This window comes from Candidatus Poribacteria bacterium (assembly GCA_009839745.1).
Taxonomy (GTDB): Bacteria; Poribacteria; WGA-4E; order WGA-4E; family WGA-3G; genus WGA-3G.
The window spans coordinates 45,301-60,032 of sequence record VXPE01000108.1 but is presented as its reverse complement, the minus strand read 5'-3'; the positions used below and the strand labels follow the sequence as shown (position 1 = coordinate 60,032).

The following is a 14,732-nucleotide window of genomic DNA, read 5'->3' as shown; positions in this document are numbered from 1 at the left end:
AAATAGATGACAACTTACATCATTACTTTCCATGTAAAAGATGATGATAAGAAAATTGCACTTAAGCATAAACTTGCAGCGTATAAGAATTACTGTCCTATTCACGAGAATTGCTGGGCAATTATCTCGGATGAAACACCTGCCAAGATACGAGATGATCTACATCAGGTGATCGATGATATAGATAGTATATTTGTTATACGTTCTGGAACCTATTCTGCGTGGCTAAACTCATACGGTGAAAAAAATAATGAATGGTTAAAGGAATATCTATAAGATGAATGATTTTCGATCACCAGCAAGCGATGAAAATATTAGGGTAAGAAGGGGCAAAGTTGATGCTGTTGTGTTATATGAAGTTAGAGAAGATGAACTGGAATCCCTCGAACGAGGCGGAATTTCAACCATACAGATTAGTTTGTCAAGTTCATTGATTACTTTAGGAGTGGCATTCACGATTGCTTTACTAACTTCTGATTTTAAGCCAGAATTAGAAATAGTAAAGTATTTATTTGGGATTGCAGCATTTTCAGGGTTTGTCTTAGGTGTATATTTTGGTGTTGTAGCATATCTCACTAAATCATCAGTAAAGAAGATAGGGGAAACTATAAGAGAAAGATTAAATGGAGAGAATCATGATGAGGAAAAAGGAGGGATTGATTAAGTCTTATTTCCTGATTTAAAATCACCCATTAAGCAAGTTTGAGTATTAACATTGAAGTTTTGCATTCTCAATTGTGTTGGAAGGTTGGAAGATAGCGGATACGGTGTTTCTTCCAGTCTTCCTGTGCTTCCACCCTTCCTCAAAATCTGAAACTTGTTGCTTAATATTGCTTATGAAATATTATGTGAAATGAAATTTAAGCGATCCCCAATCTACTAAATGCGAAATTAAAAAAGGAGAAAAACCGTGCAAGAAACAATTTACGACGTTGCAGTGATTGGCGCGGGACCTGCGGGCGCGCAAGCAGCGGTTTCAGCGAGCCATCAGATGCGGCACGTTTTAGTGCTGCATTCAGGAAAGGTGAGTTTTAGTCGGGGTCGCGCTTACTGGTCAAAGTCCGTAGAAATTGAAGATGCGCCGGTTTTTCCGGGTATCATTGGACCTCACTTTGCGAAAGAACTCATGAAATGGATGGAAAGCCGCCCCGTCGTCGATTTCATGCTGGGTTCAGAGAAACGCAAGACAGGTATTGATATACGCGACGGCATGGTTGCGAAACTCACACGGAACGGCGACCTATTTGAACTCGAAGCATCTACAAAAACACTGAAAAAAAATACATTCATGGAAATGGTATCTTTTAAATCTCGCACTATCGTCGTTGCCGCTGGGTTTGATGATAAGTGGCCCGATATTGAATTTGACCCCGATGCGGAGCGTTTATATAAGCAGTATGCGACGGTATTTCGCTATGCCGGCAATCGAAAAGGGTGGCATGTCTGCATCCGTTGTGATGGACATCTCCATGTCAACGAACATCTTGCACTCCTCGGCGTTGGCGACTATATCTACGAGGCAGCGATTGGGGCACAAGATTTTACGGATAAAATTACAATTCTCACAAACGGTAGACCCCACGGGATGTCTCCACCTGTGTTAGAGCAGGTGAAAGCCCGTAAAATTAATATCATTGAAACAAAGATTAAACGGCATATCGGTGAAAAAACCGACCTTTTAGGATTTGAGATGGTTGATGGGAGCGAATTATTTTTCCACGGTTTCCTCGTTGATGAAGGACTCATCCCGAATACGAAGTTTCTTGAGGGATGGGACTATCAAAAGGACGAAGAAGGGTTGATTATCGCAAACGAGGATATGCAAATGTTGGACAGCAGCGGAGAGACGATTCCCGGACTCTTCGCGGCGGGTGACATCATATCTGGTGAGCGAAATCTGATTGCGACTGCGTTCGCGCTCGGACAAGAGGCGGGTTTGTCAGCATCAGACTCCTTACGTCAATGGCATTTCCCCGATTAGGAGGCAGGTATAGGAATCATGCAAAACGAGCAAAAAGATACTGTCTATATTATCGACACGCACGCCGAAATATTTCGGGCTTATTATGCGATTCGTAGCGGATTGACGAGCAGCGTCACTGGCGAGGCGACCCATGCTGTGTTCGGGTTCGCTGGCACACTTATTCGGATCTTGACGCAACTTCAGGCAAAATATGTTGTCGCTGCGATTGATACACCAGGGAACACGTTTCGCAATGAACTTTATTCGGACTACAAGGCGAATCGCTCTCCGGCACCTGATGATCTGGTGACACAAATTCATCGGATCCTGGAGTTGCTTGAGGCATTTGGTATCTTGACACTCGGTAAACCTGAATTGGAGGCAGACGACATCATCGCCTCTGTCACACAAGCAATCCTTAACGATCCAGAGGCGAGTGATGTCAATGTCACTATTATTTCTAAAGACAAAGACCTCGAACAGTTGTTAATCGGCAACCGGGTTACAATGCTTGACCTCCATAACGATAAGATTATCGACGAACGGTCGCTGCTGGAGACGAAAGGCATAAAACCGTCTCAAGTTGTGGATACGCTTGCCTTAATGGGAGATACTTCAGACAATGTCCCAGGTGTTGCGAAAATCGGCTTGAAAACCGCATCGCAATTGATTCAGCAGTACGGCTCAATTGAAGGCATTTTTGAGAATATTGATCAGATTAGAGGGAAACGTCGCGAAAATTTGGAGAAGTCCCGTTTACAACTCGATCTTTCACGAGAGCTTGTAACCTTGAAGCGAGATGCGACTTTGGACTTCTCCATAGAACAAGCACGCGTCAAACCACTTGACCTCCAGAAGATCCTCCCCCTCTTCCAAGCGTTAGAACTCAAACGCTACGAGCAGGTTGTGCGGGAACTTACGGGGGGTGATTCTACGTCCACCGTTCCTTCTACACCAACGACCCGCAAGGAACGGGTTGCGGCGTTAGCACAGAAAACGGATGCCATTTTAGACAAAGGCGATTACGAGACCGCTGAAACGGGGGACTATTCGGCGATCGTTACGCTCGATCAACTGCAAGATCTCGTTGATACACTATCGGAAACCCAGGAGATTATCAGTTTTGATACCGAAACGGATGGCTTGGAACGCGACGCGAGGCTGTGCGGATTGAGTTTCTCATGGAAACCGAAGCAAGGTGTTTACGTTCCCGTGCGTTCCCCGCACCCCAAAGATCATCTGGATACAAACACTGTGCTTTCGGCACTTCGGCCGATTTTAGAGAATCCAGCACTCCCGAAATGTGGACATAATCTAAAGTTTGATGCCAGCATTCTTATCAGGAACGGGGTTAAACTCCAAGGTGCTGCTTTTGATACACTGCTGGCGAGTCAATTAGTTGATGCACAGATCCCCTCCCACAACCTTGATACACTGGCGTTGCTCCATTTAGAACACAAGATGATCTCGTTTGAGGAACTCACGACGGATTCAGATAGGACGGGCGAGGCAACCTCGCCCCTACAAGCGACGGACTTAGGTGAACTGTTTGAAACGGAGGCAGATCGGCAGAAAACAATCGATGAAGTGCCATTGGCAGAAGCCACAATTTACGCCGCAGAAGATGCTGACGTTACCCTCCGCCTCTATCATTTCCTGATGCCCAAACTTGATGAGATGGGGATCACAGCATTAGCGCGTGATATAGAGTCACCGCTCGCCCCTATTCTCGCTGAAATGGAGTATAACGGTATCGTTTGCGATAAGGAGGAACTCAAACGCCAAAACGTTGTGATTAGCGAACTTGTTGATGCTCGACAAAAGGAGATTCACGAAATCGTTGGATACCCGTGTAATATTGATTCACCGAGACAACTGGCACGGGTGCTGTTCGATGAACTCGGTTTCAAACCTGTGAAACGGACCCGGGGTGGCAAAGTCTCCACTGATGTGACGGTGTTAGAAGCACTCTCACTGAGAGAAGATATCAACGATGCGAAGACAAGTGTGCCGCGCTTAATAATTGAGTACCGCCAATTCCGTAAGCTACAGAGCACATATCTGGCGCAACTCCAGAATGCAGTTGACCCAAAAACAGAGCGTATCCACACACACCTCTATCAGCTAACGACAGCGACAGGACGTTTGAAGTCCGACCACCCGAATCTACAGAACATCCCTGTCCGAACGGAGATTGGCAGACAATTGCGGCGCGCTTTTAGGGCACCCGAAGGGCATAAGTTAATCTGTGCAGATTACTCACAGATTGAACTTCGCATTCTCGCACATTTCAGTGAAGATGAAAGTTTAATCGAGACGTTTACACAAGATTTAGACATCCACACAGCGGTCGCTTCGCAGGTGTTTGAGGTGCCGGCTGCCTCGGTTACGCGTGAACTTCGTGATAAGGCGAAGACCATCAATTTCGGTATCATTTACGGGGTTTCGCCAACGGGTCTCTCGCGTCGGATTAAGGGGATGCGTGTGAAAGAGGCGGCTGCCCTGATAGAGGATTACAAAACGCGTTTTCCGGGGATAGATCGTTTTCTACAGCAGTGCGTTCAGGAGGCATCGGATCATGGATATGTTCGCACGCTCACGGGCAGGCGACGCGCCATCCCTGAAATCTATGCGACCAACCGGAGTCGGCGAAGCCTTGGGGAGCGGCTGGCAATCAATACTGTGGTGCAAGGTTCCGCTGCAGATTTAATGAAGGCAGCAATGGTCCAAGTGCAGCATCGCATTGATAGAGACAAACTTCCCTTAAAAATGCTTCTACAGATTCATGATGAGTTAGTGCTTGAAACGCCAGAGGCACTCGCGGTGGAATATGCCGCGATTGTTTGTCAAGAGATGGAGAACGCGATGACGCTTCGGGTACCGCTTCGGACAGAGGCAGGAATCGGCGATAATTGGATGATCGCGAAATAAAATTATTCAACAGATAAAATTAATATTGACAAGTAATATAAATTGTGATATAATTCTATGTAAATTTGTTTAAGGGAAATGTGGATAGTGTCCGCTGGCAAAGTTACGAGTAGTGTTTTGACAGTTTTACGGTTTGGAACCGAAACATGCTCATTGTAAGTGTGACGAGGCTTCCAACAAGAGATTGATGAGAGTTACTTTTTCCCAATCCTTGCTATTTGGGCATTGCGTGCAATGTCCGCCTACGCTTGCTGCCAAATTTCTGCCTTTGAAAATGCTGACAGTGCTCAGTTTTCTCATTTTCCCGTATTTCTATTCCCTATACTGGTTTTTTGAGAGACACGGTTCGCGTGAATGTGCCGGTTGTCTTCGTGATGCTAGGTTAGGGTACATATAATTTCTAAAAGGAGAAACGAGATGAATATCTACGTTGGCAACGTGCCTTATGCGGCCACGGAAACCGACCTCGAAGAACTCTTTGGAGAGTATGGTCAGGTTGCAACGGCTACGATTATCCGTGACCGGTACGATGGTCGCTCCAAAGGGTTTGGCTTCGTTGAGATGGAAAACCAAGAGGACGGCGAGCGAGCGATAGAAGCATTAGATGGCCAAGAGATGATGGGACGTCCGCTGAAAGTTAATCCTGCACGTCCTCGCGAGCAACGTCGCGAGCCGCGCCGGTATGACGATTCAGACAGGAACATGTAGTCTGTTTTTAACAACTCCAATACAGTTCCAATGGCATAGACCTTTGGAATTGGATTGGTACATTGTCGCGATGGGATGGTAACGACTATTTCGCGTCCTGCTGCGCTGATAAATTTTGCCCCGGTTTGGGATTTGTTTTCTTTAAAACGAGCCTTGAACCGGGGTTTATCGGTTAAAATTGGACATAGGACGGGTTGTGGATACAGCGGTGAGCACCGCGCCGCTCACCCGTCCTGTGCTAAAAATGCTTAGTATTCCTTCTGCTTGAGGATACCCCATGTTACTGCGATTTTCCCTGCGGGTTCTACCGCAACGCCTAAGGCAGTCAAGCCATTATTCATAATATCAGTAATATCGGCATCTGTCAAAGGTGCGTGGAAGAGTCCGACCTCATCCATTGCCCCTGTGAACCAATTACCGTTAGGATCCCAAATACCACATCCGCCGATGTTCACGTTGAAATCGGACCTGCCGTGATTGGACCACCTACCGTTGACTGTGGTCGCCTCGCCATCCACGTAAACCTTCGTGAATTCCCCAGAAGCCACAGCGGCGACATGGTGCCATTCACCGGGCGGATGCTCATACGGATGATTATTACTACCAGCTGACGGCGTCCATAGTGCAACGGTATCCGGGTTAATAAAACCGAATTCCGGTGAATCGTTCTGTCCTATTAGTCCGATCCGATTCTCGGTGATCGTTCCCGGTTTTACCCACGCAACAACCGTGAATTCCTTCCTGCCGTTAAGAAGTTTTTTGTTTGTGTTGACACAACTGCCATCAAATGCTAAAGCACTACCGAATCGCCCATCCACCCAAATGGGTGCGTTGACAATCGTTCCATGGTTATTGTTTCCTGAAGCGTCCATCACTGTGCTTCCGCCCGCTTCGTCGAACAGCCAAATACCGACAACACTGCTCGGATCAATTGCAGCACTACTACTGTTCACCGTAACGAGACTGATCGCTATCAGCCCTAAACTAAACAGGATAAATGTTAAAGTGTTAAATTTCATTTGAATCCTCTCACTTTCTTTAGAGATTTGCCGCGTCGCAACGCGGACTGTTTCGTGGCACTACTCCACTGTCTGTCAAACTATCGGCGCATGTTGATTGCCTGATGTCCCGCGTAACATAGAAATAGGAGTTAAATATATTTTGACATATCTTGCATTAAAATGCAAGTTTTTTTTATAGCAACGCTATTTCATCATTATAGCAGACCTGTTCAATAATTAGCAAACGAAATTAATATCTGTCTCTTGAGCAATTTTCTCAGTTGACAATAGCATACTTCAGTACACGCGCGAATCGAGTTTATAGACTTTCCGAATCTACACGCCGACCGCTTTGCGAACCTTCGTCAGAATCGGTCCGGCGATGTCGCGTGCTTTTTGTCCCCCTTTTTCAAGTATTTTATCCAACTCATCTGGATCTTCCATTAAGGCATTATACCGATCACGTTGCTCGGAAAAGGTCGCTTCCAGCAACGCAAATAACTCTTTTTTCATCTCGCCATACGCGAGTCCACCTTCAAGATAGAGTTTCCGCTTCGCTTCAACGGCATCTACCTTCGCGAGATGACGATAGATTGCAAAGATGTTACATTCGTCCGGGTCTTTGGGATCTTCTGGTCGCTTGGAATCGGTTACAATGCGCATGACGGGTTTGCGTACTTGGTTAGAAGGCGCGAAGATCGGGATGACGTTGTTATAACTTTTGCTCATCTTTCTGCCATCGATACCGGGAATCGTCATCACCTCTTTCCGAATCACGGCTTCCGGAATCGTTAAGACGTTGCCGTAATTTTTGTTGAAAGTCAATGCAATATCGCGGGTAATTTCAAGGTGTTGCTGCTGGTCAAGCCCAACCGGCACGATGTGTGTTCCGAAAAGCAGAATGTCAGCTGCCATCAAAACCGGATAGGTGAAAAGTCCGGCGTTAATGTTCTTATCCTCTTCACGTCCCTCGGCGATATTGTCGTCAACAATCGCTTTGTAGGCGTGCGCACGGTTGAGCAAGCCCTTGGTTGTAAAACAGGATAACACCCACGACAACTCGAATACTTCTGGGATGTCTGACTGCCGGTAGAAAATTACCTCATCAGGGTTTAATCCCAATGCTAACCACGTCGCAGTGGCTTGATACGTTAAATGTGCCAATTCCTTCTTATCCCGGACGGTCGTGAGTGCGTGATAATCCGCTATAAAGTAGAGTGCTTGAAAATCCTTTGCGAGCTCCAATGCGGGTTTGATCATGCCGAGATAGTTACCGATGTGCGGTTGTCCTGTTGGCTTGATTCCAGTTAAAGTAATCTGTTTCAATTCCGTTCCATCCTCCTGTCCGGATTTGATTTTATCTTATTATAACCTGCTTGGGTTTATATATTCAATCAAACCTTTGCACTACGACCGTATCCCCCCATTTTATTCCCAATCCCTCTTTGGCATTCCCACCATTTATAGCAATTTCTAACAATCCGCAACTTCCAATCATTGCCAAAGGTTCGCCAATATCAGATTCAGCATAAGCACGGTTCAGTCGATTAAGTCTGGCACTGCCGACCCTAATTTCATAAATAGGTGTCTCCGCCGTAGACGTACTTTCTAAGCGAGCAATTGCGGTTTCCGATATATTTGTTATTGCATTTCCGAATCTGTCAATTTTAACAATTTGTCCTGTCAATGTATTACCGGTGAATTCGGGCACTTGAATCGGTAGTCGAACGAGGGTTTTCACCCGTGGACCGATGTCATCAAACGGCACGCCGAGCGATAGGTGTGCCGCGACGGGTGCGAAAATATCCCTACCGTGGAATGTATTGCTTACTTCTGGCAAATAGTATGCCGCGTTCTGAATCGCCACGGACTCTATGGGGTGTGCCCCCGCGTTCTCAGCACCATGCAATAGATAACTCAAAACGCCATTGTCGGGACAGACGAAGAATGCGTTGTCTATATGACTCACTATTGCCTGCCGATCGCTCCCTACCCCAGGATCCACCACGATAATATGAATTGTTCCTTTTGGAAAGTAGCTGCGGGCGGCATAAATTGAGAAAGCCGCTTCGTAGATATCTTGTGGTGGGATAGCGTGCGTGAGGTCAACTATCTGTGCCTTCGGATTAATACTGAGAATGACACCTTTCATGATTCCGACATAAGTATCGCTCGTGCCGAAATCCGTTGTTAGTGTAATGATACGAGAGCGTTCATTCATCGGTTACAGGTTCGCTTGCATCCATGTAAAACTTTTTCTTTGACCCGTGCCGTCGTTTTCTCTACCTTCATATTCGCAGCACCAGACACCCTCATAGCCTACTTCTCTGAGACAGCGGATTGCCTTCGCGAGGTCTATTTCACCTTCACCGAGTGCTTCGCCGCGGTAATCTCCACGTGAACCCGTTCCGTCTTTGAGGTGTGTGTGCAGTGTATAAGGTGCGACGATCTCGTAATATCTGCCCACGGTTTCCAAATCGTGGCCCGCCCACCGGTAATTCATTGTGTCCATATTCGCACCGACATATTTGGAACCGACGCGTTCAAAGAGCTCTACCTGCAGGTCTCCGTCATTTGTAACGATGCCGTGGTTGTCCACTGCCAAGTAGACCTCGTCCCGTTCGGCGAATTCAAGACACCGTGTGAGACATCCAGCCATTGCTTCAACCCATCGACTTTCTGGGACAGCGTCTTTTGCGGCGCCCCCCTCAGTGCGGAGCACCGAAGTGTCGAGAAGTTTCGCAAGTCCTGCGATGCGTTCCATCCGTGCCACTTGCGCCTGGATAGTTTCCTCTTCCAGCACAACGAAATCGTTCCCTGCAGCGAGTGCGGAGACCTGTAAACCGTAACCCTCAGCCTGTTTTCTCACGGCTTCTGCGTTTTGTTCAGGATTCTCGGCGTCGGGGTTCCATACATCGCTAATTTGCAGTTCGACGTAGCTGAACCCTGTTTCACTCGTAAATTTCAGAAAATCGTCAAGTGATTTACTTGCGTAATTGTAATGGATAAGTCCTAATTTTGGCATAAATTTATTTGCTCCGCTTTGAGTGTCCAAATCCGATAAAAGCAGCGACAATCCGCTCCCACCGTGTGTAAATAACCGCTGACCGTTGACAACTAAAAAAGACTTGCATCTTAAAAGTTGCTATGCTATAATACCCTTACTAAGAAACAGGTGTCAAGCAATTTTTCACTTTAACTATAGCAAATTTGGGTTTGCCAAATTCCTGGGAAAATGGAGAACCAATTAGGATTAAAGAAATAATGGAGAACTATAGCCGTTTTACGGATCCCAAGTTGCCTGAAATCTACGAGAAAGTCAAGACGGAAGAACGACTCTCCTTTGAGGAGGGGGTCGCGCTTTATGAAAGTCCAGATATTACGGGGGTTGGATTCATAGCGAATCATGCCCGCGAACGCCTCAATGGAAACGTCGCTTACTATAACATCAACCAGCATATAGATTATTCAAATGTCTGTATTCTACACGCCCGGTGCCATTTTTGTGCCTTCGCCCGGAAAAACATGCAAACCGAAGGGGCCTGGGAAATGAGTGTAGATGAATTTTTAGACAAGGCGATGTATTCTATAGAGCACGGATGCACTGAGATTCATAGCGTCGGTGGGTTACATCCTAAATTACCCTTCGATTACTATTTAGATATGATCCGCGGGCTCAAGGAACGGATGCCGCAGGTCCACCTCAAATTCTTCACAGCCGTTGAAATTCATCACTTCTCACGTATCTTTAAAATGTCGATAGAAGAAGTTTTAACGCAATTGCGGGATGCGGGTTTGGATTCGTTGCCCGGGGGTGGTGCTGAAATATTTGCGGAAGAAACGCGGGAGAAGATTTGCCCAGGAAAACTGAGCGCAGAAGGGTGGCTGGAAGTTCATGATATCGCGCATCGTCTCGGTATTTCGACGAACGCAACGATGCTTTATGGGCACCTTGAGACAAATGAGGACAGAGTCGATCATTTCATTCGGTTGCGGGAACAACAGGATAAATCCGGTGGTTTCGTGACGTTCATTCCACTTGCGTTTCATCCTCTCAACACCCGTATGGCGTATCTACCCTCGACGACGGGTCTGACCGATCTTCGGAACATCGCTGTTGCACGTTTGATGCTCGATAACATGCCGCACATTAAAGTTTACTGGATTATGACCGGCTTGAAAACTGCGCAGGTCGCCCTCCGTTTCGGGGCTGATGATATTGATGGCACTGTAACCGAGGAAAAAATCACACACATGGCAGGAGCGGACACGCCGGAGGCGGTTTCCGTTTCGACACTCACACACCTCATTGAGGAAGCTGGCTTCGTGCCTGTTGAGCGGGATACGCTTTACAATGAGGTCATTCGAGAGGGGAATCGGTGGTACAGAAAAGCCGCTTAAGGGTTGGGGCAGTCTCGTTTCTGAATACCAAACCGCTTATTTATCCTCTTTTAAAGGAAGAAATTCAAACGGATATTGCCTTGAGTGTTGACATACCGAGCCGCGTTGCAGCACTTTTAAGCAAAGGTGAACTGGATGTTGGATTAATTCCGATTATTGAATATTTTCGAGCGAATCCTTTGGATACGTCTTACTGTATTTTACCCAAAATGTCGATTGCGTCCCACGGAAGCGTCAAAAGCATCCAACTTTTCAGTCGCGTTCCGATTCCAGAGATTCGACGTATCGGACTCGATACGAATTCCCGAACTTCTATTGCCTTGCTGAAAATCCTACTCGCTGAGAAGTATCAAATCTCCGCAGCGTTCACAACATGTAGACCGACAATAAATCCGAAGACAGTCCTTCAAGATCACCAAGCGCCCTCTTTTGATGCGATCCTTCTCATCGGAGACTCAGCACTCAGGCATCTGGGTTCAACGGAATATAACTTAGATCTTGGTGAGGCGTGGTATAAGTTAACCGGTTTACCCTTTGTCTATGCGTGTTGGGTTGCCCGGACGGAAACGCAGCTTGGTAATTTATCGGAGGTGCTCCTCGAATCGAAAGCACGGGGTATCACACGCATCCCAGAAATCGCACGGATTGAGGCGCGAAAGCTTGATTTTCCTGAAAAACTTTGCCGCGATTATTTGCAACATCACATCAAATACGACTTGGATGCACCTGAGATCAAAGGTCTTGAACTGTATTATAAGTATGCCGTGAAGAACGATCTTGCGCCGCCAGATCGTCATATATCTTTCACTACCAGTTGAAAGGGGCGGAAAATGGAAACCGCTGAAGAAACGACTCGCGATATAGAGTTTGCAAAGCAATTTGAAGATTACCTCAAAAGCTATGGACTCCGTTTGACCCAAAAACGATTAGACATCTTAAACCAAGTCTTTGACTATCCGGGACATTTTCAGACAGAAGATCTCTTGGTTCAGATGCGTCGAAACGGTTACCGTGTGTCGCGCCCAACGATCTATCGGACGTTGCCGCTGCTGGTGAGAAGTGGACTGTTAACAGAATTCATTGACGCGCAGAAGAACACTCGCTATGAGAGTATTCATTCACTTCGGGAACACGCGCATCTTATCTGTCTGCGATGTAATCAGATTGTTGAGTTTAAAGAACCGCAAATTGATGCCTTGCAGAAAGCGGTGTGTGAAGCGCACGCCTTTAAACCCGTGCGTTTTCGCAATGAGATAATCGGTTACTGCGCTGAGTGCCAAGCAGAGTTAGAGCCAAAGACACTCGATGAAAACGAGGAAACTACTGTTTGAGTCAACTTGTTGTAAACTTTAAAAATTTGACAAGCGTTTGGAAATATGGTATAATAGTTTTCAGTATCGGATTTTCTACGAAAATCCTTTCAGTCCACAGTTTTCAGTTAAGAGTTCCCATTTAACAAAATCTTTTTGTAACTGACAACTGCTAACTGACAACCATGATCATGTATACGCCACAGGTAACCGAACATTACGAAAACCCGTGCAATATCGGAACTATTGTCGATGCGGATGGCACCGCCAGTGTTGGTTCTCCTGCTGACGGCGAAATGATAAAATTGACACTCAAAATAACGGATGACATGATCGTTAGGGCGAAATTTCGGGCATTCGGTTGCCCTACGGCTATCGCGAGTGCTTCAATGCTTACTGAACTCATTACGGGAGTTCATATCCCAGAGGCATTAGAGATTACCGCTGACCAACTTTCTGATGCGTTGGGAGGACTGCCACCGGATAAACAGCGTTACGCGAACACAGCTGAAAAAGTCCTAAAAATGGCAATTGCTGATTTTCTGTCCAAGAAGGGGGTGCAATGACTATGATTACTGTTACAGAATCTGCCGCCCAAAAAGCGACCACTCTCATTAACAGCAGCGAAACCTCAGATGAATCCGAACTCGGCTTGCGGATGCAGGTCGTCGGCGGTGGATGCTCCGGTTTCCAATATAATCTTGAGTTTGGCACCGCAAAAGGGACCGACAAAGTTTTTGAATTTCACGGCTTGAAAATCTTCATCGATCCTCGTAGCACGCTTTACCTTGCGGGTTCCGTATTAGACTACAACGACGGCTTGATGGATTCAGGCTTTAAGATAACAAATCCGAACGCTAAAAATACATGCGGTTGTGGTGAGTCGTTTAGTGTTTAGTACGTTTGGTCTGTTCTGTAGGCGCGCTGGCAAGCACGTCCGTAGAAAATGACCGCTTTAAAATATTAATCGTTATTCAAGCGCGCCTGAGAATTTCTATGATTTTCAGGCGCGCTTTTTGGTGGATTGGGTTTCCCAATAAATTTTATTTATTCGGTATTACACCCACGAAGATCTTAACTCGTGTACCTTCAGTGATACTAACGTCGCTGGACTTCCCTCGGCGTAGATTCCGATGTCTGCGTTGTCCAGATCTGGGAGGAAATAGGACGTCATTGAGAGTTCACCGTCATTTCCGAAGGCTTCAATAGAGATACGATCGACTAAAATTTGTAAGCGGATTTTCCCATTTTGTGGTACGAGGGGTCCGCTCCTTTCTAAGAATGTGAGTTCCTGTGCTGCAACATCGTAACGGACATCCTGCCCGCGAATTTTGAAACCAACGGCGGTCGCATCGTTCAGTGCCAGTTCAGCACGGATATCGAACAATTCACCTGTCAATCCTGCGAGTGGATCTTCACCCGGTTTGAGGGAAAGGTCGCTCCAGGCATGGGTATACGTATGGATGTTTTCGATCTCTTCAACGGGTTCTCGATGTAGACGTATCCCCTCTGGTGTCGTTCGAAGGGTCAACTTGCAGGGGAAACTCATCTGCTGATTAAAAGGCATATCCGGGGGTTTACTGCCACTCATCCAAGCGATTTGGATGCGTCTGCCATCGGATTCTGGCACATCGCTCCACGTTTGCGCTGCATAGAAGTTCGCACCGTAGTCGGCGCGCTGCGCGTCACCTTCGGGTGTAAAGGTCGTTCCATCGAAACTACCGATGTAATATTTTCCCGCCGCACCCCAGAAAACCCACTTCGTATTATCGGCATCGTCATCAACGGGAAGTTCAAAGATATCTGGACACTCTGTATCGGGAATCTGTAGGTCGGATAACCGTGTCCACTCCTTCAGGTCTGTTGAACCGAACAGGGTATAGTCATTCTGGTCGAGATAGAGTGCCATAACCCATTTCTGTGTGGGTTCGTGCCAGATTACCTTCGGGTCGCGGTTATCCCTGACGATATGCTCAATCACAGGGTTCCCTTCATATTTTGTCCAACTCCGTCCGCGATCGTTGCTGTAGGCGATGCTTTGTGTGAATGGCACCTCTTTCGGCGCGTGGCTGCCTGCAGATGTGTAGAAATTGACGAGCACTGCTTCGTCACCCGTCTGAAAACCGCCGGTATTCTTCCAGTCCACAACACCAGAACCTGAGAAGATTGTGCCGAGTTCATCTGGATGGATGGCATGCGGGAGTTGCTTCCAATGGACGAGGTCTGTGCTAACGGCGTGTCCCCACGTCATGTTGCCCCAGTCGATGCCGAATGGGTTGTGTTGAAAGAAAAGGTGAAACTCGCCTTTGTAGTGGATTAAGCCGTTTGGATCGTTGGTCCAATTGGTTTTCGGTGTAAAGTGGAACTGCGGACGATATGCTTCCTTGTAAGCCGTCTGAATCATTAACTATTTCCTTT

The 14,732-nt window shown here is 46.7% G+C and carries 15 protein-coding genes; 10 read left to right on the top strand and 5 right to left on the bottom strand.

Annotation, left to right across the window (positions count from 1 at the left end; translation table 11 throughout):
* Positions 1-6 precede the first annotated feature (6 nt).
* The 5 genes from F4X88_16300 (at position 7) to F4X88_16280 (ending at position 5,602) form a co-directional block, all read left to right on the top strand.
* Positions 7-276 carry a hypothetical protein gene (locus F4X88_16300; protein MYA57843.1) on the top strand — a complete coding sequence of 90 codons (270 nt, stop codon included), beginning with the start codon at positions 7-9 and terminating at the stop codon, positions 274-276.
* A gap of 1 nt (position 277) precedes the next feature.
* The gene (locus F4X88_16295; GenBank protein MYA57842.1) at positions 278-664 is read left to right on the top strand and encodes a hypothetical protein; all 387 of its coding nucleotides are present in this window, start codon (positions 278-280) and stop codon (positions 662-664) included.
* 246 nt (positions 665-910) lie between these two features.
* Positions 911-1,981 (top strand): NAD(P)/FAD-dependent oxidoreductase, encoded by a 1,071-nt coding sequence (locus F4X88_16290; GenBank protein MYA57841.1) that lies wholly within the window; start codon positions 911-913, stop codon positions 1,979-1,981.
* Positions 1,982-1,999: 18 nt separating this feature from the next.
* The gene (gene polA, locus F4X88_16285) at positions 2,000-4,894 is read left to right on the top strand and encodes a DNA polymerase I (protein ID MYA57840.1); all 2,895 of its coding nucleotides are present in this window, start codon (positions 2,000-2,002) and stop codon (positions 4,892-4,894) included.
* A 417-nt stretch (positions 4,895-5,311) separates the two neighbouring features.
* On the top strand, positions 5,312-5,602 hold the full coding sequence (locus F4X88_16280; GenBank protein ID MYA57839.1) for an RNA-binding protein: 291 nt from the start codon (positions 5,312-5,314) through the stop codon (positions 5,600-5,602).
* 248 nt (positions 5,603-5,850) lie between these two features.
* Here F4X88_16280 and F4X88_16275 read toward each other — a convergent pair whose 3' ends face one another.
* The 4 genes from F4X88_16275 to F4X88_16260 all read right to left on the bottom strand — a co-directional run bounded on the left by F4X88_16275 (position 5,851) and on the right by F4X88_16260 (position 9,628).
* Entirely contained in the window at positions 5,851-6,621 is a 771-nt protein-coding gene (locus tag F4X88_16275; GenBank protein ID MYA57838.1) for a LamG domain-containing protein, read from the bottom strand.
* A gap of 318 nt (positions 6,622-6,939) precedes the next feature.
* Positions 6,940-7,929 carry a tryptophan--tRNA ligase gene (gene trpS, locus F4X88_16270; GenBank protein ID MYA57837.1) on the bottom strand — a complete coding sequence of 330 codons (990 nt, stop codon included), beginning with the start codon at positions 7,927-7,929 and terminating at the stop codon, positions 6,940-6,942.
* 64 nt (positions 7,930-7,993) lie between these two features.
* Positions 7,994-8,824 carry an SAM-dependent chlorinase/fluorinase gene (locus F4X88_16265; protein ID MYA57836.1) on the bottom strand — a complete coding sequence of 277 codons (831 nt, stop codon included), beginning with the start codon at positions 8,822-8,824 and terminating at the stop codon, positions 7,994-7,996.
* Positions 8,825-8,827: 3 nt separating this feature from the next.
* Entirely contained in the window at positions 8,828-9,628 is an 801-nt protein-coding gene (locus F4X88_16260; GenBank protein ID MYA57835.1) for a sugar phosphate isomerase/epimerase, read from the bottom strand.
* 239 nt (positions 9,629-9,867) lie between these two features.
* On the opposite strand from F4X88_16260, the gene mqnE reads away from it, so the two are divergent.
* The 5 genes from mqnE (at position 9,868) to F4X88_16235 (ending at position 13,212) form a co-directional block, all read left to right on the top strand.
* A complete protein-coding gene (mqnE, locus tag F4X88_16255) occupies positions 9,868-11,004 on the top strand; it encodes an aminofutalosine synthase MqnE (protein MYA57834.1) in 1,137 nt (378 codons plus the stop codon).
* Positions 10,983-11,822 carry a menaquinone biosynthesis protein gene (locus tag F4X88_16250; GenBank protein ID MYA57833.1) on the top strand — a complete coding sequence of 280 codons (840 nt, stop codon included), beginning with the start codon at positions 10,983-10,985 and terminating at the stop codon, positions 11,820-11,822. Before mqnE ends, F4X88_16250 begins: the two co-directional genes overlap by 22 nt.
* 12 nt (positions 11,823-11,834) lie before the next feature.
* On the top strand, positions 11,835-12,335 hold the full coding sequence (locus F4X88_16245; protein ID MYA57832.1) for a transcriptional repressor: 501 nt from the start codon (positions 11,835-11,837) through the stop codon (positions 12,333-12,335).
* Positions 12,336-12,505: 170 nt separating this feature from the next.
* Positions 12,506-12,880, top strand: coding sequence for an iron-sulfur cluster assembly scaffold protein (locus tag F4X88_16240; GenBank protein MYA57831.1), 375 nt, complete (start codon positions 12,506-12,508; stop codon positions 12,878-12,880).
* Between the two features lie 2 nt (positions 12,881-12,882).
* Positions 12,883-13,212 carry an iron-sulfur cluster assembly accessory protein gene (locus tag F4X88_16235; protein MYA57830.1) on the top strand — a complete coding sequence of 110 codons (330 nt, stop codon included), beginning with the start codon at positions 12,883-12,885 and terminating at the stop codon, positions 13,210-13,212.
* A 159-nt stretch (positions 13,213-13,371) separates the two neighbouring features.
* Here the strand turns inward: F4X88_16235 and F4X88_16230 are convergent, their stop codons facing one another.
* Positions 13,372-14,718, bottom strand: a complete 1,347-nt coding sequence (locus tag F4X88_16230) for a glycoside hydrolase family 32 protein (GenBank protein ID MYA57829.1) — start codon at positions 14,716-14,718, stop codon at positions 13,372-13,374.
* Positions 14,719-14,732: the final 14 nt, after the last annotated feature.

Bases quoted from the DNA above. Each gene is read 5' to 3' on its own strand.
- F4X88_16280 (MYA57839.1), top strand. From the start codon at position 5,312: ATGAATATCTACGTTGGCAACGTGCCTTATGCGGCCACGGAAACCGAC.
- F4X88_16275 (MYA57838.1), bottom strand. From the start codon at position 6,621: ATGAAATTTAACACTTTAACATTTATCCTGTTTAGTTTAGGGCTGATA.
- F4X88_16245 (MYA57832.1), top strand. From the start codon at position 11,835: ATGGAAACCGCTGAAGAAACGACTCGCGATATAGAGTTTGCAAAGCAA.
- polA (MYA57840.1), top strand. From the start codon at position 2,000: ATGCAAAACGAGCAAAAAGATACTGTCTATATTATCGACACGCACGCC.
- F4X88_16265 (MYA57836.1), bottom strand. From the start codon at position 8,824: ATGAATGAACGCTCTCGTATCATTACACTAACAACGGATTTCGGCACG.
- F4X88_16235 (MYA57830.1), top strand. From the start codon at position 12,883: ATGATTACTGTTACAGAATCTGCCGCCCAAAAAGCGACCACTCTCATT.
- F4X88_16240 (MYA57831.1), top strand. From the start codon at position 12,506: ATGTATACGCCACAGGTAACCGAACATTACGAAAACCCGTGCAATATC.
- F4X88_16260 (MYA57835.1), bottom strand. From the start codon at position 9,628: ATGCCAAAATTAGGACTTATCCATTACAATTACGCAAGTAAATCACTT.
- F4X88_16295 (MYA57842.1), top strand. From the start codon at position 278: ATGAATGATTTTCGATCACCAGCAAGCGATGAAAATATTAGGGTAAGA.
- F4X88_16300 (MYA57843.1), top strand. From the start codon at position 7: ATGACAACTTACATCATTACTTTCCATGTAAAAGATGATGATAAGAAA.
- F4X88_16230 (MYA57829.1), bottom strand. From the start codon at position 14,718: ATGATTCAGACGGCTTACAAGGAAGCATATCGTCCGCAGTTCCACTTT.
- mqnE (MYA57834.1), top strand. From the start codon at position 9,868: ATGGAGAACTATAGCCGTTTTACGGATCCCAAGTTGCCTGAAATCTAC.